The following is a 24,112-nucleotide window of genomic DNA, read 5'->3' as shown; positions in this document are numbered from 1 at the left end:
CCCCTCCTGCGGGTGTACCTAAGTACCGGTGCCATCGCCGCCCGACACGCGAAGGCTTCTGCGATATACGTGGTTTGCCAAGGCAGGATTGCAGGGTGTCGAACGCGAGAACCTGGTTGCGGCGGGGGAGCACCCGCCTGCGCAGCCGAGTTCTGGTCTCGATGGTGGCGGTGACGGTGTGCGGCGTTCTGCTGTTCACGCTCCCGCTGGCCTGGGCGCTGGCCGAGGTCTACCGGCGCGGCGCGGTGGTGATGCTTCAGCGCGACGCCGTCTGGGTGGCCGCGGAGGTCGGCGCGCGCCCGACCTCGGGCACCGGGGCCCTGGCGGGTCTCGACGAGCTCTCCCACGATGTCGACGTCGGCCTCTACGCGCCGGACGGCCACCGGATCGCCGGGGAGGGTCCTGCGTCCTCGCTGGTCGCCGCAATGGTCCGCCGCGGCGGGTTCCATCAGGGTGTTGAGGCCGGTCATCTGGCGGTCGCGGCGCCGGTGACGCGCGGCGGCCGGGTCGAGGCGGCGGTGCGGGTGTGGATGCCGTGGAACGTCGTGAACGATCGCTGGCAGCGTGCCTGCCTGCTGCTGGCCGGGCTCGGTTCGGTGGTGGTCACGTTGTCGGCGCTGCTGGCCTGGCACCTGGCGCGGCGGGTGGCGATTCCGTTGGAGCGCCTGACCACGGTCGCCCGCGCCTTGGGAGACGGCGACTTCACGATCCAGGCTCCCCGCACCGGGATCCGCGAGGCCGACGTCGCCGGGCAGGCGCTCGCGGCGACGGCGCGCAGGCTCGGCGAGGTGCTGGAGCGCGAGCGGCGGTTCACGACCGCGGTGTCTCACCAGCTGCGGACCCCGCTGACGGCCCTGGTGCTCGGTTTGGAGGCGGCGCAGACGGTCGGGGAGGACGTTCGCCGCGAGGCGGTCGCGACGGCGTTGCGGCGGGCCGAACACCTGGCCGAGACGGTGGAGGAGCTGCTGCGGCTGGCCCGGGAGACGCACGGCGGCGACGTCGCCGTGGACGCGGCCCAGGTGGCCGAGCGGGTGGCGGAGCGCTACCGGGTCGCGGCGGCGGAGGCCGGGCGGCCGCTGGTGGTGCGGTGCGAGCGGGGACTTGAGCCGGTGCGGGTCGCGGAGCCGGCGATCGCGCAGATCATGGGGGCACTGCTGGACAACGCGCTCGTTCACGGCCGCGGCGAGATCCGGGTCAGCGTCGTGGACGTCGGCACCGGCGTGGCGGTGGAGGTCGGAGACGACGGCCCGGGTTTGTGCGGCGACGATGACGACGCTCCAGCCTTTACCAATCACTCTCCCGGCCCCCGGCACGGTATCGGCTTACCACTGGCCCGCTCACTGGCCGAAGCCGAAGGCGGCCGTCTGGTCGTGCGCCGCGCCGGCCCCCGACCGGTGTTCAGCCTCCTGCTGCCGCTTCAGAGGTCCACCCCCGTCCCCGACATCGCCGGCGCGACCACGTCCGCAGTCCTCCCCATCGGCGGGAACTCGTAGCGGTAGCCCCTCCCGCGCACCGTCGTGATGATCTGGTCGGTCTCCGGCGTGGCGTCGGACAGCTTCCGCCGCAGAGCCGAGACATGCACGTCGAGGGTCTTCGTCGACCCGAACCAGTGCTCGTCCCACACCTGCGCCATCAGCTCGGTCCGACTCACCACGGCCCCGGCCTGCTCGGCGAGGATCAGCAAGAGGTCGAACTCCTTCGGGCGCAGCGTCACTTCGTGGTCTGCGACGTGGACGCGCCGCGAGCGGGTGTCGATCCGGACCCGGCCGAGCTGGATGACCGGCAGCCCGGAGGTCGCCTGGCGCCGCCGCAGGTGCGCCCGGATCCGGGCCAGGAGCTCGGTGAAGCGGAACGGTTTAGTCAGGTAGTCGTCGGCACCGGCGTCCAGGGCGACGACCACCTCGAACTCCTGGGTGCGCGCGGTCAGCACGACGATGACGCTCTCCACCGGCAGCGTGGCGCGCAGCCGGCGGCACAGCGCCACGCCGTCGATGTCCGGCAGGCCCAGGTCGAGCAGCACCAGGTCCGGCTGGCGGTCGCGGACGTGCGCGACCGCCCCGGCCCCGCTGGTGACCAGGTCCGCGTGGTAGCCGTGGCCGGTGAGGGCTTGGCGGAGCTCCTGGGCGATGTCCACGTCGTCCTCGACCACCAGCAGATCAGCGCTCGTCATTGTCATACCGTCCATTACACCGCCAAGCGACACAAAACCACGCTGGCGGAGAGTTAACGATCTTTAACCTTCCGCTGAGAATCCCCTCGCAACAACCTCCGTACGGTGGAGGAAAAGCCCCATCCCCCTGACACCACCAGGAGCCCCCATGACCACGAAGCCCCCGCCCCCGCCCGGCCCGCCCGGAACACTCGGCCCGCGCGGAACACTCGGCCCGCTCGACGGCCTGCTGGTCCTCGACTTGTCGCACGCACTGGCCGGCCCCCACGCCGCGATGATGCTCGGCGACCTGGGCGCCCGGGTCATCAAGGTCGAACCACCCGGCGGCGACGAGACCCGAGGCTGGGGCCCACCCTTCGCCCGCCCGCCCGACCCGGAGGCGTCACCGGAGTCGACCTACTTCCTGTCCTGCAACCGCAACAAGGAATCCATCACCGCCGACCTGAAGACCGACCAAGGCCGACACCTGGTCGAGCGCCTGATCAAGCGCTCCGACGTACTGGTCGAGAACTTCCGCCCCGGCGTCCTGGACCGCCTGAACCTGGGCCCCGAGCGCCTCCGCGAGCTGAACCCGTCCCTGATCGTGCTGTCCATCAGCGGCTTCGGCCACGAAGGCCCCCAAGCCGGCCGCCCCGGCTACGACCAGATCGCCCAAGGCGAGGCCGGCCTGATGAGCCTGACCGGCGAACCCGGCACCCCGACCAAGACCGGCGTCCCGATCGCCGACCTGCTAGCCGGCATCTTCGGCACCTGCGCCACCCTGGCCGCCCTCATCGAGCGCCAGAAGACAGGCCACGGCCGCACCGTCCGCACCTCCCTCCTGTCCGCGATCATCGGCATCCACAGCTTCCAAGGCACCCACTGGACCATCGCCGGCCAAACCCCCGAACCAACCGGCAACCAACACCCCGCAATCGCCCCCTACGGCCTCTTCCACTGCGCCGACGCCGACATCCAAATCGCCGCCGGCAGCCAACCCCTCTGGCGCGCCCTGGCAACCACCGTCGGCATCAACCCCGACGACCCCCACTACGCCACCAACGCCGACCGAGTCCGCAACCGCCCCCAACTCCAAGCCGACCTCCAAACCCACCTGGCCCACCAAAAAGCAGACCACTGGCTCCACCACCTCACCGCAGCCGGCATCCCCGCCGGCCGCATCCGCACCCTCCCCGAGGTCTACACCTGCGAACAAACCCGCCACCAAAACCTCACCATCAACGTCACCCACCCCACCCTCGGCCCCATCACCCTCCCGGGCCCACCCTGGCGCCTCGACGACCAACCCCCCACCCACCACGCACCCCCACCAACCCTCGGCCAACACACCGAAGCCATCCGCACCTGGCTCAACACCCTCGACGAACCAGCCGCGAACGAACCCGCAGCCTCCAACACCAGCGCCGCACAGGCACGCACCGCGCGGCTCCCGCCAGCCGCCACACCCCTGGCTGCTGACCATCTGACCCCTGCGCACTCGACTGCCGCGCCGCTCCCGCCAGCCACCACACGCCTGGCCCCCGAACAGGTGGTTGCCGCGCCCCCGACAGCTGTTCACCTTGGCGCCAACGCCTCCGTGCACGCGCCGATCGCTGCCGCGCTGCTCCTGCCAGCCGCCGCCGCACACCTGCCTGCTGAACACTTGGCCGCCGCGTCTCTGTCGGCTGTGCGCCCGAGCACCGACATCGCAGTGCACGCTCGGGCCCCTGGCACGCCGCACCTGCCAGCCGCTACCTCCTCGGCTGCCGCGTACCTCGCCGCCGCGAACCAGCCCGACGAACAGTTGGCCGCCACGCACCTTGCCGCCGGTGTCGCAATGCACGCTCGGGACTCTGGGGCACCGGTCCTGCCAGCCGCCGTACCCTCGGCTGCCGAGCACCCGTCCACCGCGAACCAGCCCGACGAACAGTTGGCCGCCGCGTCCCTGTCGGCTGTGCGCCCGAGCGCCGACATCGCAGTGCACGCTCGGGCCTCTGGCGCGCCGCACTTGCCAGCTGCTACCTCCTCGGCTGCCACGCACCTTGCCGCCGCGTGCTCACCCGCTGAACCGTCGGCCGCGCATCTTGGCGCCGGTGTCTCAGTGCACGCTCGGGCCTACGAGGCACCGCTCCGGCCAGCCGCCGCACCCTCGGCCGTCGCGCACCCGGCCGCGGCGCACTCGGGCACCGAACAGCTGGCCGTTGCGCACCAAGTCGCCGCACCCTCGGCCGCTGCACACCTCACCGCCGCGCACCAGGTTGCTGACCAGCCAGTTGCCGTGCCCCAGCCCACCCCACACCCGGCGAGTGCGGCCCCATGACCGCCCACCGCGTATCCGCCCCCTGCGCTCCGCCGAGCCGCGCATCGAAGGCGGTCGACCCCTACATCCTGGCGCTCCTAGCCTGCGTCGCCCTCGCCGCTGGCTTCCCTGCCACCGGAGTGGCCCGCCAGGCCGCGACCCACGCCGCTGATGCCGCCGTCGCCCTGCTGTTCTTCCTCTACGGCGCGCGCCTGTCCGCTCAGGAGACGCTCGCCGGGCTGCGCCACTGGCGCCTGCAGACCGCCATCGCCATCAGCACCTTCGTGCTGTTCCCCGTGCTCGGGCTGGTCTTGTCGCCGGTGCTGACCGGCGTTGTCGGTGCGCGACTGGCGACCGGGGTGTTGTTCCTGTGCCTGTTGCCGTCGACGATCCAGTCCTCGATCGCCTTCACCTCCGTCGCACGCGGCAACGTTCCCGCGGCCATGTGCGCCGGCACCTGCTCCAGCCTGCTGGGCATGGTCCTCACCCCGCTGCTCGCCGCCGGGTTGCTCGGGACCGCAGTGCGCTTCGACGCCGCGCGGCTGGGCGACCTGGCTGGCAGCATCCTGCTGCCGTTCCTCGCCGGGCAAGCCGTTCGCCGCTGGATCGGGCCCGCCCTCGTCAGTCGACGGCGCCTGCTCGGCTATATCGACCGGGGCTCGATCCTGCTCGTCGTCTACTCCGCGTTCAGCCAGGGTGCCGCCGACGGGCTGTGGAACAGCCTCAGCCCCGCGCGCCTGCTCATCCTGCTGGCCGTCGACGTCGGCCTGCTGGCCGTGGTCCTGGGCATCACGTCAACGATCGGGCGGCTGCACGTCTTCGAGCCCGCGGACCGGATCACCCTGGTCTTCGCGGGCTCGAAGAAGAGCCTCGTCAACGGTATGCCGATGGCGGCGGTGCTGTTCGGAGCGGACGCCGGCTCCGTCGTCCTCCCGATCATGATCTTCCACCAGGCGCAGCTGCTCGTCTGCTCCGTCATCGCCAGACACTGGTCGCACGCGCCGCCGCCACCATCACCGCCGCGACCAACGGCGCCACTAACAGCGCTATCAGCAGCGGCGCGACCGACCACCCCTAAGCGTCGCGCTTCCGAAACAGCACCGCCCCACCAATGATCGCGATCGCCGCGTAAGCAGTGAACACTCCGAACCCAGCCCACGCCGACAACATCGGCACCGCATCCCCGCCGAGCTTGTGAATACCCCAGATCTGGCTCCCGGCCAGGAACGGAATCCACTTGTCGACGTGCACCGCCCAGTCATGCGGCAGGAACTGCGTCATGATGAACGTCACGAACAGCAGCGCGATAGCCGCAGTGATAGCCCCGGCAGTGTGCCGCAACAGCGCGGCAAGCCCGAACGCGAGCAGGCTGCTGACCGCCAGGTAGAGCCCGCCCCCGATCACCGCCTGCAGCACGTGCGGCGCCCCGAGGGTCGTCGACAGATGCACGTGAACCGGAGCCGACGGCACCGGCAGGTCCGGAGACCCCGACTTGACCGGCCCGAAGTCCTGAAGCGTCACGTCATTGAAGAACGTCTGGCCGATAAAGAAGGAGGTGAAGCTGCAGAACAGCCCAGTAACCAGCGCCACCAGCGTGAACACAGTCAGCTTGGCACCGAACACCACACCGCGCCGCGGCATCGCCGACAGCGAGGTCCGGATCATGCCCGTGGTGTACTCCCCGGACAGCGTCATCGCTCCGATCACGACGATCACCAGCTGCCCGAACACGATCCCGAACATCGAGCTGCGCACCGGATCGAACGTCGGCAGGTCGCCCTGGCCGAGGTGGCCGGACTGGCCCCAGGCGAACAGGGTGCTGATGCCGATGGTGACGATGGCGGTGGCCAGCAGGGTCCACGTGGTGGAGCGGACCGAGCGGATCTTCGTCCACTCCGAGCGCAGCGCACCGGAGAAGCCGGCGCGGCCCTTGGCGGGCGGCAGGCCGACGGCGGTCAATGTGGTCATCGTCAGGCCTCGGCCTTCTGCCCGGCGCCGGATTCGGCACGCTGGGCTGCGGGGATGGCGGCGTGGTATTCGACGCTGTCCTTGGTGAGTTCCATGAACGCCTCCTCCAGGGAGGCCTGGACCGAGGTCAGCTCGTGCAGCCGGATCCCGTTGTCGAACGCCAGGTCGCCGACCCGCTCCAGCGGCAGGTTCGCGACGTGCAGGGTGCCGCCGTCGGCGGTGACCCGGCCGCCGGCCGCGGACACCAGCTCGGCCAGCTTCTCGGCGTGCGGGCTGCGCACCTTGACCTGCTGCTCGGAGTTGCGCTCGATGAACTCCGCGACGGTGCAGTCGGCGATCAGCCGGCCGCGTCCGATCACCAGCAGGTGGTCGGCGGTGTGCTCCATCTCGGACATCAGGTGGCTGGAGACGAACACGGTCCGTCCGTCGGCGGCCAGCGCCTTCATCAGGTTCCTGATCCAGAGGATGCCCTCCGGGTCCAGTCCGTTGACCGGCTCGTCGAACATCAGGACCTGCGGGTCGCCGAGCAGCGCCGCGGCGATGCCCAGGCGCTGCCCCATGCCCAGCGAGAAGCCCTTGGACCGCTTGCGCGCCACCTCCGCCAGGCCGACCATCTCCAGCACCTCCCCGACCCGCCGGGCGGGCAGGTCGTTGGTCTGGGCCAGGCACAGCAGGTGGTTGTAGGCCGAGCGGCCGCCGTGGATGGCCTTGGCGTCCAGCAGCGCCCCGACCTCCCGCATCGGATGGTCCACGGCGACGAACGGCTTGCCGTTCACCGTCACCGTGCCGGACGTCGGCGCGTCCAGCCCCAGGATCATCCGCATCGTGGTTGACTTCCCCGCCCCGTTCGGCCCCAGGAAACCGGTCACCTGACCGGGCCGGACGCTGAAGGACAGATCGTCGACGGCGAGTTTGTCGCCGTATCGCTTGGTGAGGCCCGCAGCCTCGATCATGACAGTCGCCTCCCGTTCGGCGGGCGGGCCACGGCGTCGCGCCGGGCCCGGGGCCGACCGTAGTGCCGCCGGGCGGCGGCGAGCGTCCGACTGGGAGGGGAGAGGGTCGTACACCGCGAGGATGAGGGGCGTCATCCTCCGATGTACCGCTGCCGGCTCATGCGCCGAAGCGGTACCGGGTCTGGCTGTAGGGGCTCTTGCCGAACGCGAGGACCTTCACCGGCGCGACGCCGAAGACGAGCACGTCCCCGCTCGGGCTCTGCGGGTCGTGGAACGCGCCGTCGGCGACGTCGAAGTCCCAGTCGAGCTTCGACTTCCACAACGCCGCGAGGCGTTCGAGCCGGGCCCGGTCGGTCACGCGGACGGCGCTGCCCTCGACCACCACGTCCAGGCCCTCACGGAAGTGGTTGGAGCCCGTGCTCAGGACGCAGTGCGCGTTGGACCGCAGGTTCACGGCCTTCTGCTCCAGGGACCCGGTGCAGAAGTGGAGCGCTCCGTCCAGCCAGACGGTCGGCAGCGGCGCGACGTGCGGCCGTCCGTCCGCACGCACGGTCGACAACCAGAACATCTCCGAGCTCGTCAGCAGCTCGGCGACCTCGGCCCAGGGCCGGGCGCCGGCCTTGGGCTCGCTGAAGTCCTCGTTGAATTCCACGGTCGGTTCGGTCTGGGACATCGGTGTCCTCCTGCGCGGGTTCGTGGTCGAATTCGTGGTCGAAGAGGTGCCCGGTCGGAATCCTCCCGCAATCCTGCGACGGCGTCGCCCCGACGCTGCCGTCCGGCGTCGGCGGTTACTCTGAGCGGGTGCTCCGCATCGAGATCGACGGCCGGACGCCCGACGCCGACGACCTGGCCGCCGCGCTGCTCAGCCAGTACGGTCACTTCACCGCGATGCAGGTCCGAGGCCACCGGGTCCGCGGCTTCGACTTGCACCTGGCCCGGCTGACGGCGGCGACCGCCGAGCTCTTCGGCGTCGGTCTGGACACCGACCTCGTCCGGCACCGGGTGCGGCACGCGCTCACCGAGGAGTACGCCGACAGCGACGTGCGCATCCAGGTCCTCCGGCTGAATCCCGCCGGAGGGACCAGAGCCGGGGCTGCCGAAACCGGGGCTGCCGAACCTGGGGCTGCCGAACCTGGAGTTGCCGAAAGCACGGCGCCCGCCGACCCGACGATCATGGTCATCGCCCGACCGCCGGTCGACCCGCCACGCGTCCCGTGGAACCTGCGCAGCGTGCGCTACCAGCGGCCGCTGGCCCACATCAAGCAGGTCGGCGGCAGCTTCGGCCAGATCTACCACGGCCGTGCCGCCGAGGACGACGGCTACGCCGACGCGCTCCTGACCGCCGATGACGGCACGGTTTCCGAAACCTCCATCGCCAACATCGGGTTCTTCGACGGTGCGGCGATCACCTGGCCCGACGCCCCGGCGCTCGACGGCATCACCAAGCAGCTCCTGCAACGCCACGGCTCGGGTGCCGGACTGCTGTCGAAGGCGGCTCGGGTGACCCTCGACGACGTCGCGACCTACCGCGCGGCGTTCGTCACGAACTCGCAGGGTGTGGCGCCGGTCTCGGCCATCGACGGGACGCCGCTGGCTGTCGACGGCGACCTCATGGCGACCCTCTACGAGGTATACGAATCAGTGCCCTGGGACGCCATCTGACATCGCTGGAGTTCGCTCGGCCCCGCCTACTCCCGATGTCCCCGATGCCCCCGCCGCCGCAGCACCCGCGGCGCACCGACATGCCGGGCGAACCCCAGCGCACGCCGGGCATCGTCCAGGCAGGTCCACCGCGGGTCGATCGGGGGGCTCTCGGCCAGGCCGACCACCTGCTTCAGGCTCGCCTGGATCCGCCACCGTTTCCCGCACCGGCAGGCCACGTCGACGTGCGTCCCGGTAGCGGCGATCAGCCAGTCGGTGACCCGATGGCAGCGCGGGCACTCGATCAGGCCCTGGATCTCCCGGCCGTCGCCGGACGGTGCGGATCTGACGTGCGCCCGATCCGCCACGCGCAACAGCGTCGTCGATTCCCACCCGACGGACACGGTGCCTCCCTCATCGGCTCCACTCGTGCGTGTCGAGGACGACTCGACGTTCGCACAGCGGCGGGCTGCTGTCCACCGTACGGTCGTGGATCGTTGGTGGATGGTTATACCGGACGGTTCGGGCGGACATCCCCGGCGCGGCCTTGCGGCCGGGCGGCGCGCGCCGACTAGGATCAGAACTCTGATCAGACGCTCGCAGCGCTCGGCGACGGGGAGAGGCGGTCCGCGGTGGAACCGACGACGTTTCTGGTGGCCGCCGGATTCAAGGCGCTGAGCGCGGCGGGCGGCGCGGTCGCCAAGCGGGTCGGCGAGGGCGTCGGCAAGCCCGCCGGGGAGGCGATGGTCGACTGGATCAGCGCGCACAACGCGACGGCCGCCAAGCTGCTGAAGCGGAAGAAGGCGCTCAGCGACGCCGACGCCCGGGACCTCGCGCTGCTGGTGCTGCGCCAGGTCGACTCCGCGCCGGACTTCGCCGGTCTGCTGCGCGACTGGCTGGCGAACCTCATCGACGCCGAGATCATCGGCCCGGAGTTCCAGCTGCGGCGCGCCGAGCCCGAGTACCCGCCGGAGCCCCGGATCTTCGCCGACCGGGAGGCCGAGCGGGCCGCGATCGTCAACGCCGCGCACGCCGGCGGCGACATCGCCACGCTGTTCTACCTCGCCGGGCAGCCGAACATCGGCAAGACCGAGCTGGTCCGGCACTGGGTGCACCATCCGGAGACGCAGCACTTCGCCGACGGCATCTACTACGTGGACCTCAAGGCCCTGAGAGCCGGTGGCCCCGCGGATCCCGGCGCCGTCGCCGCGCGGCTGCTCTTCCAGATCGGTCTGGCGCCCTCGCTGATCCCGCTGGAGCCGGGCCGCGCCGTCGAGTGGTGGCGGCGGCTCACCCGCGGCCGGAGCCTGTGCGTGGTGTTCGACCACGTCACGCAGCCCGGCGAGGTCGAGCCGCTGCTGCCGGCCTCGGCGACCAGCATGGCGATCGTGGTCGCCGACCAGAGGATCGCCGAGCTGCTCGGCGCCCGGACCGTGCACCACGAACTGCGCGGCTTCGGCCCGGAAGCCGCGACCGAGTACTTCGAGCAGGTCCTGGCGCCCGGCCAGCTCGATGACGACGATGCCTTACAACAGGTGGTGCGGGCCTGCGCCGGCATCCCCGCCGTGCTGTGGATCGCCGCCGGGATCCTGGTGAGCGAGGACGGAAGCACCATGAGCGGCCTGGCCCGCCGCCTGGCCGACGGCGCCGCGGAGATGGACGAGCTCCGCTCCGTCGGCGCGGGCACGATGCGGGTGTTCGACGAGTCCTACGCGCGCCTCTCCCCGGACGCCCAGCAGGCCTACCGGACGCTGGGTCTGCTACCGGACCAGGGATCGGCGTTCGGCGCCGCCTGGCTAGAGGAAGTCTCCGGATTGGGAGCCGCGACGCGGCGGGCCCTCCTGAGCCTCAAGACGCGGTACCTGATCGACGTGGCTCTGACCGGCCCGGACCTGTCGGCCAACCACGTGATCCGGATGCACGCGCGGGAACTGCTCCAGCAGGCCGGGGAGTACTCGACCGCCAGGCACGAGGAGGCGCGCGTAGCCCTCCGTGACTGGTACGCGGCCATGGCTCAGTACGCTGACACGGCCACCTCCCGCAACGATCCCCTTCGCCTGGCGCGAGTGCCCCTGGACGCCGCCGCGAATCCGTTCGCCTCGTCGTCGCAGGCCCTGACGTGGGTCGGGCAGCACGAGGACCGGCTGGTCGGACTCATGAACGAGGCGTTCCTCGAAGAGGAGTACGCCCTGGTGGTCCGGATGGCCGAGGCCATGCAGACCTACTTCGTCAACCGCCGCCCCGGGATGTCGTTCCTCGACGTGTACCGGCTCGCGGCCACCGCTGCGCAGCGCCTCGGCGACAAGCGGTACGAGGCCAGGATGCGCTGCCTGCTCTCGCGTCCGCTCCGCGAAGCCGGCCGACTCGACGAAGCGCAGGAACAGGTCGACGCCGCCGCCGCGCTCGTCGAGAGCCCCGCCGACACCTCCACTGACAAGAAGCTGAAAGCCTCGGTGACGGAGTTCGTCGGACTCGTCGCGCTGGACAAGGGCGAGTCCGAGGCGGCCTACGACCTGTTCGAGCAAGCCCGGCGCGGTCACGAAGAGATCGGCAACGACCGCGGCGTCGTGCTCATGTCGCAGCTGATGGGCCGAGCGCTCACCCGATCGGGCAAGTCCGATCAGGCCGTCCCGATCCTGCGGGAAGCGCTACGGCGGGTCGGGGCGAAGGACGACCGCCTGCACGGTCGGCTCTGGCTCGACCTGGCCGAGGCACAGCTCGACGTCGGCGACGGCGCGGGCGCCGCGGAGGCCGCCAAGAACGCCATGCCGTACCTTCGCGATCAGCTCATGTCGCAGGACATGGAGACGGCGAAGATGCTGCACGCACGGGGACTGTCGCTGTCCGGCGACTGACCGAGATCCGCAGCTCCGGCCCGAGCGGCTGGCGAGCCTGGAACACGACCGCGTGGGCCGCGGCGGCGATGACGCGCGGGTCGAAGCCGGGCGGCAGGCCGTCGGTGACGGCTTCGAACGTCCCCTGGCCGCGCAAGGTGAGGACCACGCGGCCCGGATGCACGACCGCTCGCACGTAGGCGGCGGGGTAGTCGGCCAGGTCGATCTCCGCCTCGGCGGCGGCTCCGGCCTCGCTACCGATCGCGGTGTCAGCATGCTGAATCAGCACCGTCGCCGCACGGACCAGCCGAGGGTTCGGGTCGAAGACGTCCGCCAGCAGCCGGGCCTTGCCCGAGCCGGCGTCCGGCGGCGACCACGGCGCGGGCCACCTGAGGATCGCCACCTCGTCCACGTCGACCTCGGCCTGGAAGTACCACGACGTCGGCGCCGAGTCGGGACGCGACGGTAGCGGCACCGCCGCGGCCTGCCGGCTCCGCTTCGGCGCGGGCAGATCCATCAGGCGGTAGGCGACCGTCGTGATCCGATCCAGCGACCGGCCCTGGTAGTCGAACGAGCGCGCCGCCAAGGCCTCGGCCTGCTCGGCCACCGGCCCCGGAACCCGGCCCGCGGCCTCGATCAGCGCTTCCACCTGCGGCCAGACCGGCTTCTCGGCGGCGAACCCGGCGGCCGTCCCGGTCAGCGCGGCCATCGGGGTGTCCGGGGCGATCTCCTCCCAGCTGAAGCAGGCCAAGGCCGTCGGCCGGCCCAGCGCCGCCGCGTAGAGCGTCACCGATCCGTGGTCGCCGATCACCGCGTCGGCGGCGACGACGGCCGCCCGCCACTCGTCGTCCGGCGACAGCAGCATCAGCCCGCGATCCAGGGCCGGCCGCAGCCAGCGTCGGACCTGCTGTTCGGAATGCCAGGCCCGGACCGCCGGATGCAGGACCAGGGCCACGCGGTAGTCGTCCCACGGCAGGTCGGCGGTGAGCCGTTCGACCAGGTCGGGATGCCGCGCGAACAACGACGCCGGGCCCCAGGTCGAGCTCACGACCACCAGGCGCTCAGGCCCCAGACCGAAGGCGGCGCGGTACCGCGCGCGGCGGTGCCGGCTGGCCAGAAGCCGGTCCCAGCACGGGTCGCCGATGATCTCGGCGCGCGGCAGGGCCGGCGGACACTGCTCGGCCAGCCGGCGCGCGTCGTCCGGGTGCGGCAGACCGATCGCGGCGGGAACGACGCGGCCGTCGTGGATCAGCTGGTCAGGCGCCATGCCCAGCACCGGTGCCGCGCCGCCGGGTGTCAGACGTCTGCTGTGGCCGGCGCCGTGCGGGACCACGAAGACCGGGGCGGACAGGCGGTGCAGCGGACCGTTCGCGCTGGCGGCGAGGGCCAGGTCCCACGGCTCGTCGGCGGCGCGGTCGAAGGGGACGGCGTTCACGCCGGCGGCGGCGAGCTGGTCGGGCACCTGGGTGCCGAAGGCGGAGCCCGCGTCGTAGGCGAACGTCACGCTGACCCGGCGGTCGCCGTCGAGGACCGCCAGCAGATCCAGGACCCGGCGCGTGGCCGGCACGGTGCGCGCGACGGCCAGGACTCGCCGGTCCACGGTCAGGGTCGGACGCGGCACGGCCTCAAATGCCGGTGTCCGGTGTCCGGTGTCCGGTGTCCGGTGTCCGGTGTCCGGTGTCCGGTGTCCGGTGTCCGGTGTCCGGTGTCCGGTGTCCGGTGTCCGAAAGATCATGCATTCTACCCTAGTCGCCCCGCGGGCTCGACGCTGGCCCCCTCCCATCCGGGCCCGTCGCCGCACTGCCATCGGTTGCGCGGACATCTTGCGCCATCAGGGTATTGGGATGCATGTTTTCGGTATGCCCGTAAGGATCCTGTCAAAGCGGGCACAGTCATGCAGCCGTGGATCGCGCGGAATCATCGGCGCTTCGGTGACGACCCGGCCAGGAAACAGCAGGGAGATTCATGTTCCGCATGGTTCGATCAGGGCGTCGCACGCCACGGCGAGGTGGTCTCGTCGCGGTGCTGTCCGCCGCGGCCTTGGCGACGGGGATGTCGGCGACGGCCGCGAACGCGACCGCCGCGACCGCCGCGATACCGCAGACCGCGCTGAAGACCGCACCGAAAACGGCACCGCAGACCGCACCGACTGCCGCCGCCGATTCCGCCACCGGGACTCCGACCTACCAGTCCGTCTGCGGCGTCCCGAAGCCGGGTACGTTCTCCTGCTTCGCGCTGCGCCGCACCGACGTCAAGCAGCCCGCCCACGCGCAGGCGCTCGCTGTCGCCGCCCCGGCCGGCTACGGCCCGGCCGATCTGCGAGGCGCGTATTCCCTGCCGTCCGACGGCGGATCAGGCCAGACCATAGCCATCGTCGACGCCTACGACGACCCGACCGCGGAGGCCGACCTGGCCACCTACCGCCAGCAGTTCGGTCTGCCCGCCTGCACCAGCGCCACTGGCTGCTTCCGCAAGGTCGACCAGACCGGCGGCACCCAGTACCCGCCGCCGAACGGCAGCTGGGCCGGCGAGATATCCCTGGACCTCGACATGGTCTCGGCCATCGCGCCGAACGCCCACATCCTGCTCGTGGAGGCCACCGACCCCAGCAGCACCAACCTCGGGGTGTCCGTGGATGAGGCGGTGGCCCTCGGCGCCAAGTTCGTCTCGAACTCCTACGGCTCGGACTACACCTCCGTCCCCGGCTCCGGCGAGGACCCGTCCGACCCGAGTCAACTGGACCCGTACTACAACCATCCCGGCGTCGCCGTCATCGCCTCCTCCGGCGACTCCGGCTACGGCGTGGCGTACCCCGCGGCCTCGCCGTACGTCACCTCCGTCGGCGGCACGAACCTGACCCGCGCCCCCGGCACCGCGCGCGGCTGGAAGGAGTCGGCCTGGTCCGGCGCCGGATCCGGCTGCTCGCTCTACGAACCCAAGCCCGCCTTCCAACACGACGCCGGCTGCGCGCAGCGCGCGGTCGCCGATGTCTCCGCCGTCGCTGACCCGAGCACCGGCGTGGCCGTCTACCAGAGCGGCGTCTGGAGCGTCTTCGGCGGCACCAGCGTGGCCGCTCCGATCATCGCCGGTGTCTACGCCGACGCAGGCACCCCGGCTGCTGGGACCAGCCCCAACTCCTATCCGTACGCCGCCGGCACGGGCCTCAACGACGTCGACAACGGCACCAACGGCGGCTGCACGGTCGCCTATCTGTGCAACGCCACATCCGGCTACGACGGCCCGACCGGCCTGGGCTCCCCTGATGGGCTCCAGGCCTTCCGCACCGGCCCGCACGGCACGCTGACCGGCACCGTCGAGGACCGTCGCGCAGACCGACCGATCGTCGGCGCCGAGGTGAGCGACGGGACCGACGTGACGCACACCGACTCTCAGGGCCGTTACTCGCTCGCTCTGTCTGCCGGACGTCGCGACCTCACCGTCACCGCGTATGGATACAAGACCGGCACCACGACTGTGAACGTCAAGGCGGGAACCACCGCCACGAAGAACATCGCCCTGACCCAGGTGCCCAGCGCGACCGTCTCGGGCACCGTCACCGACGGCTCCGGCCAGGGCTGGCCGCTGTACGCGGAGGTCAGCGTCGACGGCGACCCCGATCCCGTCTGGACGGATCCGCGTACCGGTTGCTACACGCTGACCCTGCCCCAGAACAGCGACTACACCCTTACGTTCGCACCCGCGACGCCCGGCTATGACGCGGTCACCAAGACCGTGCACGTCGCCCGATCCCCGCAGTCGCTCAACGTGGCGGCGACTGCCGACCCGTGGCAGGCCACCGCACCCGGCTACAAGCTCACCTTGACCGGCTCCACCGAGACCTTCGACTCCACCGCCGCGGCACCCGCCGGCTGGAGCGTGGCCACCGCTCCCGGCACCCCCACCGGCTGGCAGTTCGACGACCCCGGCCAGCAGGGCAACCAGACCGGCGGCAGCGGCGGATTCGCCGTCGCCGACACCAACCAGAACTTCCTGAGCAGCTTCAACACGGCGCTGGTCACCCCGGTGTACGACTTCAGCGGCGATACGCGCCCGGAGATCGCCTTCGACACCATGTGGTGGGACAACCCGTACTACCAGCAGATCGACGTGCAGGCCAGTGCCGACGGCGGTGCCACCTGGAGCACGGTGTGGACTCCGGACTCTGAGATCAACGCCGGCGAGTACATCGTCACCAACACCCACATCGACGTCCCGCTCACCGCCTATGCCGGCAAGTCGGCGGTGCAGCTGCGCTTCCAGTACATCACCACGCGCTATGGCAAGTACTGGGGGGTCGACGACGTTTTCGTCGGCCAGCGCGACTTCACGCCTATCGCCGGCGGCGTGGTCGTCGGGACGGCGCGTGACGCCAACACCGGACAGGGCGCTGTCGACGCTGCCGTTGCCGACCAGAACGATCCGTCGGTGCGGACGCAGACCGTCGCCAACCCGAACGACCCCTATCTGCCGTCCGGGTCCTACTCGTTGTTCGTCCCAGGGCTGGGAAAGCATGTGCTGACCGCTGCCAAGGTCAACTATGTCAGCGCACCGCAGACGGTGAACGTGCGCGCGAACAGTGCTGTCACGGCGAACTACTGGCTGAAGGCGGGGCAGTTGCAGGTCCGTCCTGGCTCGATTTCGGCGTCGGTGGAGCCGGGTGGTCACACTCACAGAACACTGACTGTCACCAACACGGGGAGCGCGCCGGCGACCTTGTTGATCGGGCAGCAGGCCGACAGCGCATCCGCTGCTGCTGTCGTGCCCAACACCGTGCCCAACACCGAGCCCGACGCAGCTCAGGGTGCTCCACTCCAGCGCATCCCGGGTAGTTACCCAATGGGGCACATTGCGGGAGCCCCGCGAGTTCAGGTTCCTGACACAACCCGCGCGGCGCCGACGCAGCCTGACGCGTGGCAGAACGCGCAGTCGTTCCCCGGCGTCGTGATGGACGACGTTGCAGATGCCTACAACGGTCAGCTCTACGCCGGATTCGGAGACGCCGGACTGTCCTTCGGCGACGACACCAGCGGCAATCTCTACGTCCTCAACCCGACGGCCAACACCTGGACCCAGCTCGCCTCGGCCGCCGATGGCCGTCAGGCGCCCGGGCACGGCGTCATCGGCGGCAAGCTCTACGTTTCCGGCGGCTGGACCGCAGCGGGGGACGTCGACACGAAGCTGGAGGTCTACGACATCGCCGGCAACACCTGGACTACCGGCGCGCCGGAGCCCACGCCGTACGCCGGAGCCGGCAGTGCCGTCGTCGACGGCAAGCTTTACCTTGTCGGCGGATGCGGGGCCACAACCTGCGGAGCCACTGACGTCTCCGCCTACGACCCGGCGACCGACACGTGGAGCCACACCGCTCCCTACCCCGAAGCGATCGCCTGGACTTCCTGCGCCGCCATCAGCGACAGGCTCTACTGCGCCGGCGGCACCAACGCCAGCGGCGCGAACATCGCCCACACCTACGTCTACGACCCGGCTACCGACACCTGGTCGGCGCTGCCCGACATGCCGACCCCGCTGTGGGGCGCGGCGTATGCGGGAGCTGACGGCATGCTGGTCGTCTCCAGCGGCGTCACCACCGGCAGTGTCCTGACCAACCAGGGCGAGGCATTCGACCCGTTCGCCGACACCTGGCGCGCGCTGCCTAACGCCACCACTGCCACCTACCGCGGCGCCGGCGCGCTGGGCTTCTACAAGCTCGGTGGCTCCTCCGCCGGCATCTCGCCGACCACGGACGTCGAACACCTGCCGGGGTACGCGGTGGACCCGAGCGCGACCATCCCCTGGCTGAGCGAGAGCGTCACGCGCCTGACCCTGCAACCCCACGAGCGGAGGACGATCACCGTCATTTTGGACGCGAGCGCGTCGCAGAGCGCTGAGTCCGGGACTTACACGGCCGGGCTCGTTTTCGGGAGCAGTACCCCTTACGCCATCCCGTCCGTCGCGGTCACTTTGACGGTCGCGGACAAGGGTTAAGGGGGCCCGGGCAAGGGTTCGACAGCGTCGACGGCGTGTCTGAGCCAGGTCAAGTCAAGGACTGAGTCAGGGCTCGGGCACGTTGTCTAGACCTGTGGCGGGGATTACGTTGCCGCACAGCGGGGCGGCCGGTCTCATCTCTCGGCCGGCCGCCGATTCCCTGTCCAGGACGGAAGGCTCGTGGCTTGCCGCGAGTCCGTCGTCCCCTTGCCATGGAAAGGAGTCCGAGTGGACAAGATTCGCTCGGCGTCACACGTGCGGTCCGGGTGGACCGCACGGCTGGCGGCCCTGGGTGCCGCGGCCGCGCTGGTCTGGGGCGGGTTGAGCGGGCCGGTTGCTGCCGCCACCTTCGCGGCCGGTGCCGGTGCCGGCGCCGGCACCGGTTCGACCGTCGCCACCAGCGCCACCGCCACCGCCACCACTACTTCCGCAGGCACGCAGCAGGCGAAGGACTACGTCGCCTCCTGCGCCGCCCCGACGCACCCGGGCCAGATGGCGTGTCTGGCGCTGCGGCGCACCGACGTGCCGGCGCGCCGGGCCACGGCCGCGCCCGCGGCGGTGTCCGGCTACGGGCCGTCCGACCTGACCAGCGCCTACAACCTGCCGTCCAGCGGCGGGGCCGGGCAGACCGTCGGCATCGTGGACGCGCAGGACGACCCGAACGCCGAGAGCGACCTGGCGGCGTACCGGTCCAACTTCGGGCTGCCGGCGTGCACCACTGCCAACGGCTGCTTCTCGAAGGTCGACCAGAACGGCGGGAGCAACTACCCGACCGCCGACACCGGGTGGTCCGGGGAGATATCGCTGGACCTGGACATGGTCTCGGCGGTGTGTCCGCAGTGCCACATCGTGCTGGTCGAGGCGAACTCGGCGAACATGAGCGATCTGGGGACCGCGGTCAACCAGGCCGTGGCTCAGGGTGCGAAGTTCGTGTCCAACAGCTACGGCGGTTCCGAGGACAGCTCGGACACGTCCTCGGACTCGAGCTACTTCTACCACCCGGGCGTGGCGATCACGGCCAGCACCGGCGACTCGGCCTATGGGGCGGAGTACCCGGCGACGTCGCAGTATGTGACGGCGGTTGGCGGGACGTCGCTGACGCGGGGCGGCGGGAGCCGTGGGTGGAGCGAGTCGGTCTGGGAGACCAGCGCTACGGAGGGCACCGGCTCAGGGTGCTCTGCGTACGACCCGAAGCCGAGCTGGCAGCACGACAGCGGGTGCTCGCGGCGTATGGAGGCTGACGTCTCCGCGGTGGCCGACCCGGCCACGGGCGTCGCGGTCTACCAGACCTACGGCGGCTCGGGATGGTCGGTCTACGGCGGCACCTCGGCGGCCTCCCCGATCATCGCCTCGGTGTGGGCCCTGGCCGGAGCGCCGAACGCCGGCGATGTGGCGGCGCAGTACCCGTACAACCACACCGGCAGCTTCAACGATGTCACGAGCGGTAGCAACGGCTCGTGCTCGCCGGCGTACTTCTGCACCGCGGAGGTCGGGTACGACGGGCCGACTGGTTGGGGCACGCCGAACGGGACCTCCGGGTTCAGCTCGGGCTCGACCGCCGAGACGGTTTCGGTGACCAACCCGGGGAGCCAGAGCACGTCGGTTGGCGCGGCGGCTTCGTTGCAGATCTCGGCTACGGACTCGGCGGGCAAGTCGCTGACGTACACGGCGACGGGTCTGCCGACGGGGCTGTCGATCAGCAGCAGCGGCCTGATTTCCGGGACCGCGACGACGGCGGGCACCTACTCGGTGACCGTGGTCGCGAACTCCGGCACGGCGAAGGGCTCGGCGGCGTTCACGTGGACGGTCGCGGGATCGGGCACCGAGACGGTGTCGGTGACGAACCCCGGAAGCCAGACGGGGACGGTCGGGACCGCGGCGTCGCTGCAGATCTCCGGCAGCGACTCGGCGGGCAAGTCGCTGACGTACACGGCGACGGGCCTGCCAGCGGGGCTGTCGATCACCAGCAGCGGCCTGATCTCCGGCACCCCGACCACGGCCGGCACCTCCACGGTCACGGTGACCGCGAACTCCGGCACGGCGAAGGGGACCACGAGCTTCAGCTGGACTGTCAGCGGCACCTCCGGCGGCTGCACCGGCCTGACGGCGTGGAACGCGACGACGTCGTACGTGCCGGGGAACGTGGTGTCGTACGGCGGGCACAAGTACACGTCCACGTGGTACTCGACCGGGGCTACGCCGGGGGCGCCGGCTTCTTGGGCGGTGTGGGCGGACAACGGGGCTTGCTGAGGGCGTGGTGAGTGCGGTCTCGGTGATGTGAGGTAGGCAGGTAGGAGGGCCAGGCCGGATGATCTCCGGCCTGGTCTTTCGGCGCTCCCGGATGCGGTTTGTCCGTGGTTTTACAGGCTATTTTTACGGCTTCGCCTAAGGTTTGGTGACCTCGCGGGGGGACGCAGTTCGGTTGAGCGACTCATTTCGCGCTGGCGGCTGGCGGTTGTCGTGAACACGACCGCGCGGCGGTCCGACTCGCGCTGCGGTGCGCTGGCGGCTGGCGGCTGGCGGCTGGCGGTGTCGGTGTCGGCGGTGCGTGCTATATCTACGTATAAGGGGCGATAATGCCCTAGCGAAATGCCGTCACGCCGACCCGCACACCAGGGCTGCGCTGGCGACCGGCGGTTTTCGCGGACACGATCACGCGGGGTCCGACTCGCGCTGCGATGCGCTGGCGGCTGGCGGTTTTCGCGGGCAAGAGCACGCGTGGGTCCGAGTCACTGCGCACACGTCATGTGGGCGGCCGTCTGCCGCGTTTGGTGGGCGCCAGAGGCCTCCGGCGGGCGCTCTACAGCGAGGGGGCGACCCGCGCGACCTGCTGTTTGGCGGCGGCCCGCGACTGTTCGGCTTGCCATCACGCTGTTGCCTGCGCCGCGCTGCCTGCCAGCGGTGCTGCTTGTGGTCGCCGAGGTTCTGGGCCCCTCACCGCGTCGTCGCCGTAAACGGAACCAGCCCGGTCCGGCGGTATCAAGCCGCACCCCTGCTGCTGGGGTCCAGCCGCGTCCGGCTTGACACCACCGGCCCGGCCAGGTTGGCTTCGCCCGTCGACGCGGCGAGGGACCCAGAACCAACACCCCACATGGTCCTTCGGACCCCCTCACCACACCACCGGCCGCGCTCGACCGTCACCAACCGCAGCCGCTACGGCACTGCTTCTTCTCGGAATCAGTCGCGGGGCCGCGGCAGCACACTCGTCGTCGCCGCTCAGCTCGCTCAGCCGCAGTCCCGCCACCCCTCACACCATCGACCGAGGCCCCGGCACCTGGCTGCGTCCCGCCACCTCCTCGATCCGGCGGCGGTCGAACAGCCGCTCCGCGAACGATCGCTGCCATACGAACCGGCCCCCGTCGAAGCCTCCGTACTCGTCCAGATATCCGGTGTCCTCGGGGCGGAAAGCCTCCACCGCCTCGGCCGACACCACCTCCGGGTACAGCAGTCGCGTGTGGTGCAGCGAGTAGAAGGCGCTGCGCTCCACTCCGAACTGCGCCACGCGTTCGCGCAGTCCGTCTAGGTAGTCCGGTGGGGCTTGGCGGATCAGGTGTGCCAGGTCCAGGAAGTTGCGGACGAGGAGGTCCTTGCCGCTCTCGATGTAGTAGAACAGTGTGGCGCGCAGGTGGATCTGGATCAGTGAGTCCAGCATCTGGTCCGACGGGTGGAGCATGCGCGAGGGCTCGCCGTACAGGGTGGTCGGGATGCTGCGGGTGAGGAAGTCCTCTGCGTCGTCCTTGATGCCCAGCATCGGTTGGAAGAGGCTGAACATCGTCGACACCAGGTAGGACTCGACCACGTCGCGGTCGCCGAGGCGGGCGTAGGGCAGTGAGGTGTTCGTCAGGTTCATGCGCCAGTACAGGACTGTGCGGCGGTCGAAGGGGACGATCGATGAGCCGTCCGCCGACAGTTCGCCCATCTGCAGTCCGAGGCCTGCGGCCAGTTTTTCCCACGTCGGGTAGTCGTCGCGGCGCATGAAGACGTCCAGGTTGGAGATGCGGCGTAGCGCCGGGTCGTGGTAGACGTGCTCGCCGAGGACCGGGCCCTTGCGGATCAGGTATTCCAGCCCTGAGTCGTTCAGCGTTCGCAGTACCAGGGCGTACTCCTTGGCCAGCATCTCGTTGCGGCGGCGGCTGCCTTCGTAGACGTCGGAGTAGATCCAGCGGTACGGAATCAGGGGTTTGCCGTCCTCGCTGTGCGTCAGCCGGTGCCGGGTCAGCTGACGCGCCACGATCGGCAGTACCTGGTGCCGGGCCGCCTGGTCGATGAACTCGCCCCACTCCAGGTCCGCGCGGTGCTCGGTGAGGAAGGCGCGGATCGTCGCGCGGTCGGCCGGCGTCAGCTCCGGGCGGGCCAGGGCGACGATCAGCTGGTGTTCGGGACGCGGCCAGGCGGACGGGCCGAGTGGGCCGAGCGAGCCGCCGTCGAGCGGGCCGTCGCCAAGCACGCCGTCGCTAAGCGAGCGCTCTTCGCCGATGTCGGTCATCACGGAACCATCCTCTGCGGAGTCGGGTCGGTCGGCGTCGTGTGCGCGAACTGCGCCGCGTGCAGGCGCGCGTACGCCCCCTCGGCGGCCAGCAGCTCGGTGTGCGTGCCCTGCTCGACGATCGCGCCGTCGGTCATCACCAGGATCACGTCCGCGTCCTGCACCGTCGACAGCCGGTGCGCGATGACGAAGCTGGTCCGTCCCTCGGCCAGCCGCGTCAGTGCCTCCTGGATCAGCAGCTCGGTCCGGGTGTCCACGGAGCTCGTGGCCTCGTCCAGTAGCAGGATCGCCGGATCGGCCAGGACCGCGCGGGCGATGGTGATCAGCTGGCGTTCGCCGACGCTCAGGCCGGTGCCCTCGGCGTCGACGACGGTCTGGTAGCCGTTCGGCAGGGTCCTGATGAGGTGGTCCACCCGGGCGTCGCGCGCCGCCTGGCGGATCTGGTCGGCGGTGGCGCCGGGGCGGCCGTAGCCGATGTTCTCCTCCACGGTGCCGTGGAACAGCCAGGTGTCCTGTAGCACCATGCCCAGGCGCGAGCGCAGTGCGTCGCGGTCGACGTCCCGGATGTCGGTGCCGTCGACGGTGATCCGGCCGGCGGTGATGTCGTAGAAGCGCATCAGCAGGTTGACGAGAGTGGTCTTGCCCGCGCCGGTGGGTCCGACGATCGCCACCGAGCGTCCGGGCCGGACCGTGAAGCTCAGGTCCTCGATCAGCGGGCGGTCGGGGGAGTAGCGGAAGGAGACATTCTCGAAGCTGACCAGGCCCTGCACCGGCTCGTGCAGCTGTGCCGAGGAGTCGCGGTCCTCCTCCGGCGCGGCCAGGAACTCGAAGACCCGGTCGCTGGAGGCGACTCCGGACTGCACCAGGTTCGCCAGGCTCGCCACCGCCATCAGCGGCTGTGTGAACTGCCGCGAGTACTGGATGAAGGCCTGCACCTCGCCGACCGACAGCGCGCCGGAGGCCAGCCGGAACCCGCCGACGACCGCGACGACCACGTAGCTGGCGTTGCCGATGACCGTGGTGACCGGACCGATCAGCCCGCTCATGAACTGCGCGCGCGCAGAGGCCTGATACAGGGCCTCGTTCTCCTCGCGGAAGCTCGCGACGATCTCCTGCTTGCGGCCCAGCAGCTTGATCAGGCTGTACGCGCTGTACGTCTCCTCCACGCGCGCGTTCAGCGTCCCGGTGATCTTCCACTGCTCGTCGAACCGGCGCTGCGCGCGAGCGCCGAGCACCTTGGTCAGGTACATCGACAGCGGTACCGCGACGATCGCCACCACCGACAGCAGCGGCGAGATCCAGAACATCATGCCCAGCACGCCGACCAGCAGCAGCGAGGAGTTCGTGATCTGACTCAGGGTCTGCTGCAGGCCCTGCGCGACGTTGTCGATGTCGTTCGTGGTCCGGCTCAGGACCTCGCCGCGCGTCCGGCCGTCCAGGTAGGACAGCGGGAGCCGGGCGAGCTTGTCGGCGACCTCGGCGCGCAGCGAGAACATCGCCTTCTGCACGACGCGCGTGGTGAGCCGGCCCTGCAGGATCCAGCACGCGCCGGACCCGGCGTACGCGAGCACCGCCGCCACCAGCGTCCAGGCCAGGTCGCTTCCGTGCCTGCCGTGGAAGACCAGGTCGGTGGCGTGCCCGAGCAGCCAGGGCCCGCTCACGTTCAGCGCGATGCTGCCGACGCCGAGCGCCGCCACCCCGGAAAGCCGGCGTTTCGGGCCGAGCAGCCCGTACATGCGCCGGGCGGACTGGCGGAAGTCCGCGGGCGCCTCGATCGTCTGCTCCGTCACGCTCCGA

15 protein-coding genes are annotated in these 24,112 nt (G+C 70.7%); 7 read left to right on the top strand and 8 right to left on the bottom strand.

Annotation, left to right across the window (positions count from 1 at the left end):
* Positions 1-95: 95 nt before the first annotated feature.
* A complete protein-coding gene (locus ABH920_RS30480; protein ID WP_370352631.1) occupies positions 96-1,493 on the top strand; it encodes a sensor histidine kinase in 1,398 nt (465 codons plus the stop codon).
* On the opposite strand, the gene ABH920_RS30475 is transcribed toward ABH920_RS30480, so the two are convergent.
* On the bottom strand, positions 1,418-2,170 hold the full coding sequence (locus ABH920_RS30475; protein WP_370352630.1) for a response regulator transcription factor: 753 nt from the start codon (positions 2,168-2,170) through the stop codon (positions 1,418-1,420). The genes ABH920_RS30480 and ABH920_RS30475 overlap by 76 nt on opposite strands.
* A 148-nt stretch (positions 2,171-2,318) precedes the next feature.
* On the opposite strand from ABH920_RS30475, the gene ABH920_RS30470 reads away from it, so the two are divergent.
* Together ABH920_RS30470 and ABH920_RS30465 are read left to right on the top strand one after the other, a co-directional pair.
* Entirely contained in the window at positions 2,319-4,469 is a 2,151-nt protein-coding gene (locus ABH920_RS30470; protein WP_370352629.1) for a CoA transferase, read from the top strand.
* Entirely contained in the window at positions 4,466-5,563 is a 1,098-nt protein-coding gene (locus tag ABH920_RS30465) for a bile acid:sodium symporter family protein (protein WP_370352628.1), read from the top strand. The genes ABH920_RS30470 and ABH920_RS30465 overlap by 4 nt, the downstream gene beginning before the upstream one ends.
* On the opposite strand, the gene ABH920_RS30460 is transcribed toward ABH920_RS30465, so the two are convergent.
* From ABH920_RS30460 to ABH920_RS30450, 3 genes are all read right to left on the bottom strand, one after another.
* Positions 5,523-6,416 carry a hypothetical protein gene (locus tag ABH920_RS30460; protein WP_370352627.1) on the bottom strand — a complete coding sequence of 298 codons (894 nt, stop codon included), beginning with the start codon at positions 6,414-6,416 and terminating at the stop codon, positions 5,523-5,525. The genes ABH920_RS30465 and ABH920_RS30460 overlap by 41 nt on opposite strands.
* 2 nt (positions 6,417-6,418) lie before the next feature.
* Entirely contained in the window at positions 6,419-7,369 is a 951-nt protein-coding gene (locus ABH920_RS30455) for an ABC transporter ATP-binding protein (RefSeq protein ID WP_370352626.1), read from the bottom strand.
* A 157-nt stretch (positions 7,370-7,526) separates the two neighbouring features.
* Positions 7,527-8,042, bottom strand: coding sequence for a pyridoxamine 5'-phosphate oxidase family protein (locus tag ABH920_RS30450; protein WP_370352625.1), 516 nt, complete (start codon positions 8,040-8,042; stop codon positions 7,527-7,529).
* A gap of 128 nt (positions 8,043-8,170) precedes the next feature.
* Between ABH920_RS30450 and ABH920_RS30445 the strand changes: the two genes are divergently transcribed.
* Positions 8,171-9,031 carry an aminotransferase class IV gene (locus ABH920_RS30445; RefSeq protein ID WP_370352624.1) on the top strand — a complete coding sequence of 287 codons (861 nt, stop codon included), beginning with the start codon at positions 8,171-8,173 and terminating at the stop codon, positions 9,029-9,031.
* 26 nt (positions 9,032-9,057) lie between these two features.
* On the opposite strand, the gene ABH920_RS30440 is transcribed toward ABH920_RS30445, so the two are convergent.
* A complete protein-coding gene (locus tag ABH920_RS30440; protein ID WP_370352623.1) occupies positions 9,058-9,414 on the bottom strand; it encodes a hypothetical protein in 357 nt (118 codons plus the stop codon).
* Positions 9,415-9,642: 228 nt separating this feature from the next.
* On the opposite strand from ABH920_RS30440, the gene ABH920_RS30435 reads away from it, so the two are divergent.
* The gene (locus tag ABH920_RS30435) at positions 9,643-11,865 is read left to right on the top strand and encodes a hypothetical protein (protein WP_370352622.1); all 2,223 of its coding nucleotides are present in this window, start codon (positions 9,643-9,645) and stop codon (positions 11,863-11,865) included.
* Here the strand turns inward: ABH920_RS30435 and ABH920_RS30430 are convergent.
* A complete protein-coding gene (locus ABH920_RS30430; RefSeq protein WP_370352621.1) occupies positions 11,798-13,579 on the bottom strand; it encodes a hypothetical protein in 1,782 nt (593 codons plus the stop codon). The two genes, ABH920_RS30435 and ABH920_RS30430, sit on opposite strands and share 68 nt — an antisense overlap.
* 287 nt (positions 13,580-13,866) lie before the next feature.
* Between ABH920_RS30430 and ABH920_RS30425 the strand changes: the two genes are divergently transcribed.
* Both ABH920_RS30425 and ABH920_RS30420 read left to right on the top strand, forming a co-directional pair.
* Positions 13,867-17,829: a kelch repeat-containing protein gene (locus ABH920_RS30425; protein ID WP_370352620.1), complete on the top strand. Its 3,963-nt coding sequence runs from the start codon at positions 13,867-13,869 to the stop codon at positions 17,827-17,829.
* Positions 17,830-18,057: 228 nt separating this feature from the next.
* A complete protein-coding gene (locus ABH920_RS30420; RefSeq protein WP_370352619.1) occupies positions 18,058-20,079 on the top strand; it encodes a putative Ig domain-containing protein in 2,022 nt (673 codons plus the stop codon).
* Positions 20,080-21,076: 997 nt separating this feature from the next.
* Here ABH920_RS30420 and ABH920_RS30415 read toward each other — a convergent pair.
* The gene (locus ABH920_RS30415) at positions 21,077-22,315 is read right to left on the bottom strand and encodes a nucleotidyltransferase family protein (protein ID WP_370352618.1); all 1,239 of its coding nucleotides are present in this window, start codon (positions 22,313-22,315) and stop codon (positions 21,077-21,079) included.
* Positions 22,315-24,105: an ABC transporter ATP-binding protein gene (locus tag ABH920_RS30410; RefSeq protein ID WP_370352617.1), complete on the bottom strand. Its 1,791-nt coding sequence runs from the start codon at positions 24,103-24,105 to the stop codon at positions 22,315-22,317. Before ABH920_RS30410 ends, ABH920_RS30415 begins: the two co-directional genes overlap by 1 nt.
* Positions 24,106-24,112: the final 7 nt, after the last annotated feature.

Origin of the sequence: Catenulispora sp. EB89 (assembly GCF_041261445.1) — a bacterium.
In the GTDB taxonomy this organism is placed as follows: domain Bacteria; phylum Actinomycetota; class Actinomycetes; order Streptomycetales; family Catenulisporaceae; genus Catenulispora.
The sequence above is the reverse complement of the archived record's forward strand: the minus strand, read 5'-3'. Positions and strand labels throughout refer to the sequence as shown.

What these genes read in the sequence shown, in the direction of transcription:
- ABH920_RS30465 (WP_370352628.1), top strand. Translation starts at nt 4,466, where the DNA reads ATGACCGCCCACCGCGTATCCGCCCCCTGCGCTCCGCCGAGCCGCGCA.
- ABH920_RS30430 (WP_370352621.1), bottom strand. Translation starts at nt 13,579, where the DNA reads ATGATCTTTCGGACACCGGACACCGGACACCGGACACCGGACACCGGA.
- ABH920_RS30455 (WP_370352626.1), bottom strand. Translation starts at nt 7,369, where the DNA reads ATGATCGAGGCTGCGGGCCTCACCAAGCGATACGGCGACAAACTCGCC.
- ABH920_RS30470 (WP_370352629.1), top strand. Translation starts at nt 2,319, where the DNA reads ATGACCACGAAGCCCCCGCCCCCGCCCGGCCCGCCCGGAACACTCGGC.
- ABH920_RS30475 (WP_370352630.1), bottom strand. Translation starts at nt 2,170, where the DNA reads ATGACGAGCGCTGATCTGCTGGTGGTCGAGGACGACGTGGACATCGCC.
- ABH920_RS30460 (WP_370352627.1), bottom strand. Translation starts at nt 6,416, where the DNA reads ATGACCACATTGACCGCCGTCGGCCTGCCGCCCGCCAAGGGCCGCGCC.
- ABH920_RS30415 (WP_370352618.1), bottom strand. Translation starts at nt 22,315, where the DNA reads ATGACCGACATCGGCGAAGAGCGCTCGCTTAGCGACGGCGTGCTTGGC.
- ABH920_RS30450 (WP_370352625.1), bottom strand. Translation starts at nt 8,042, where the DNA reads ATGTCCCAGACCGAACCGACCGTGGAATTCAACGAGGACTTCAGCGAG.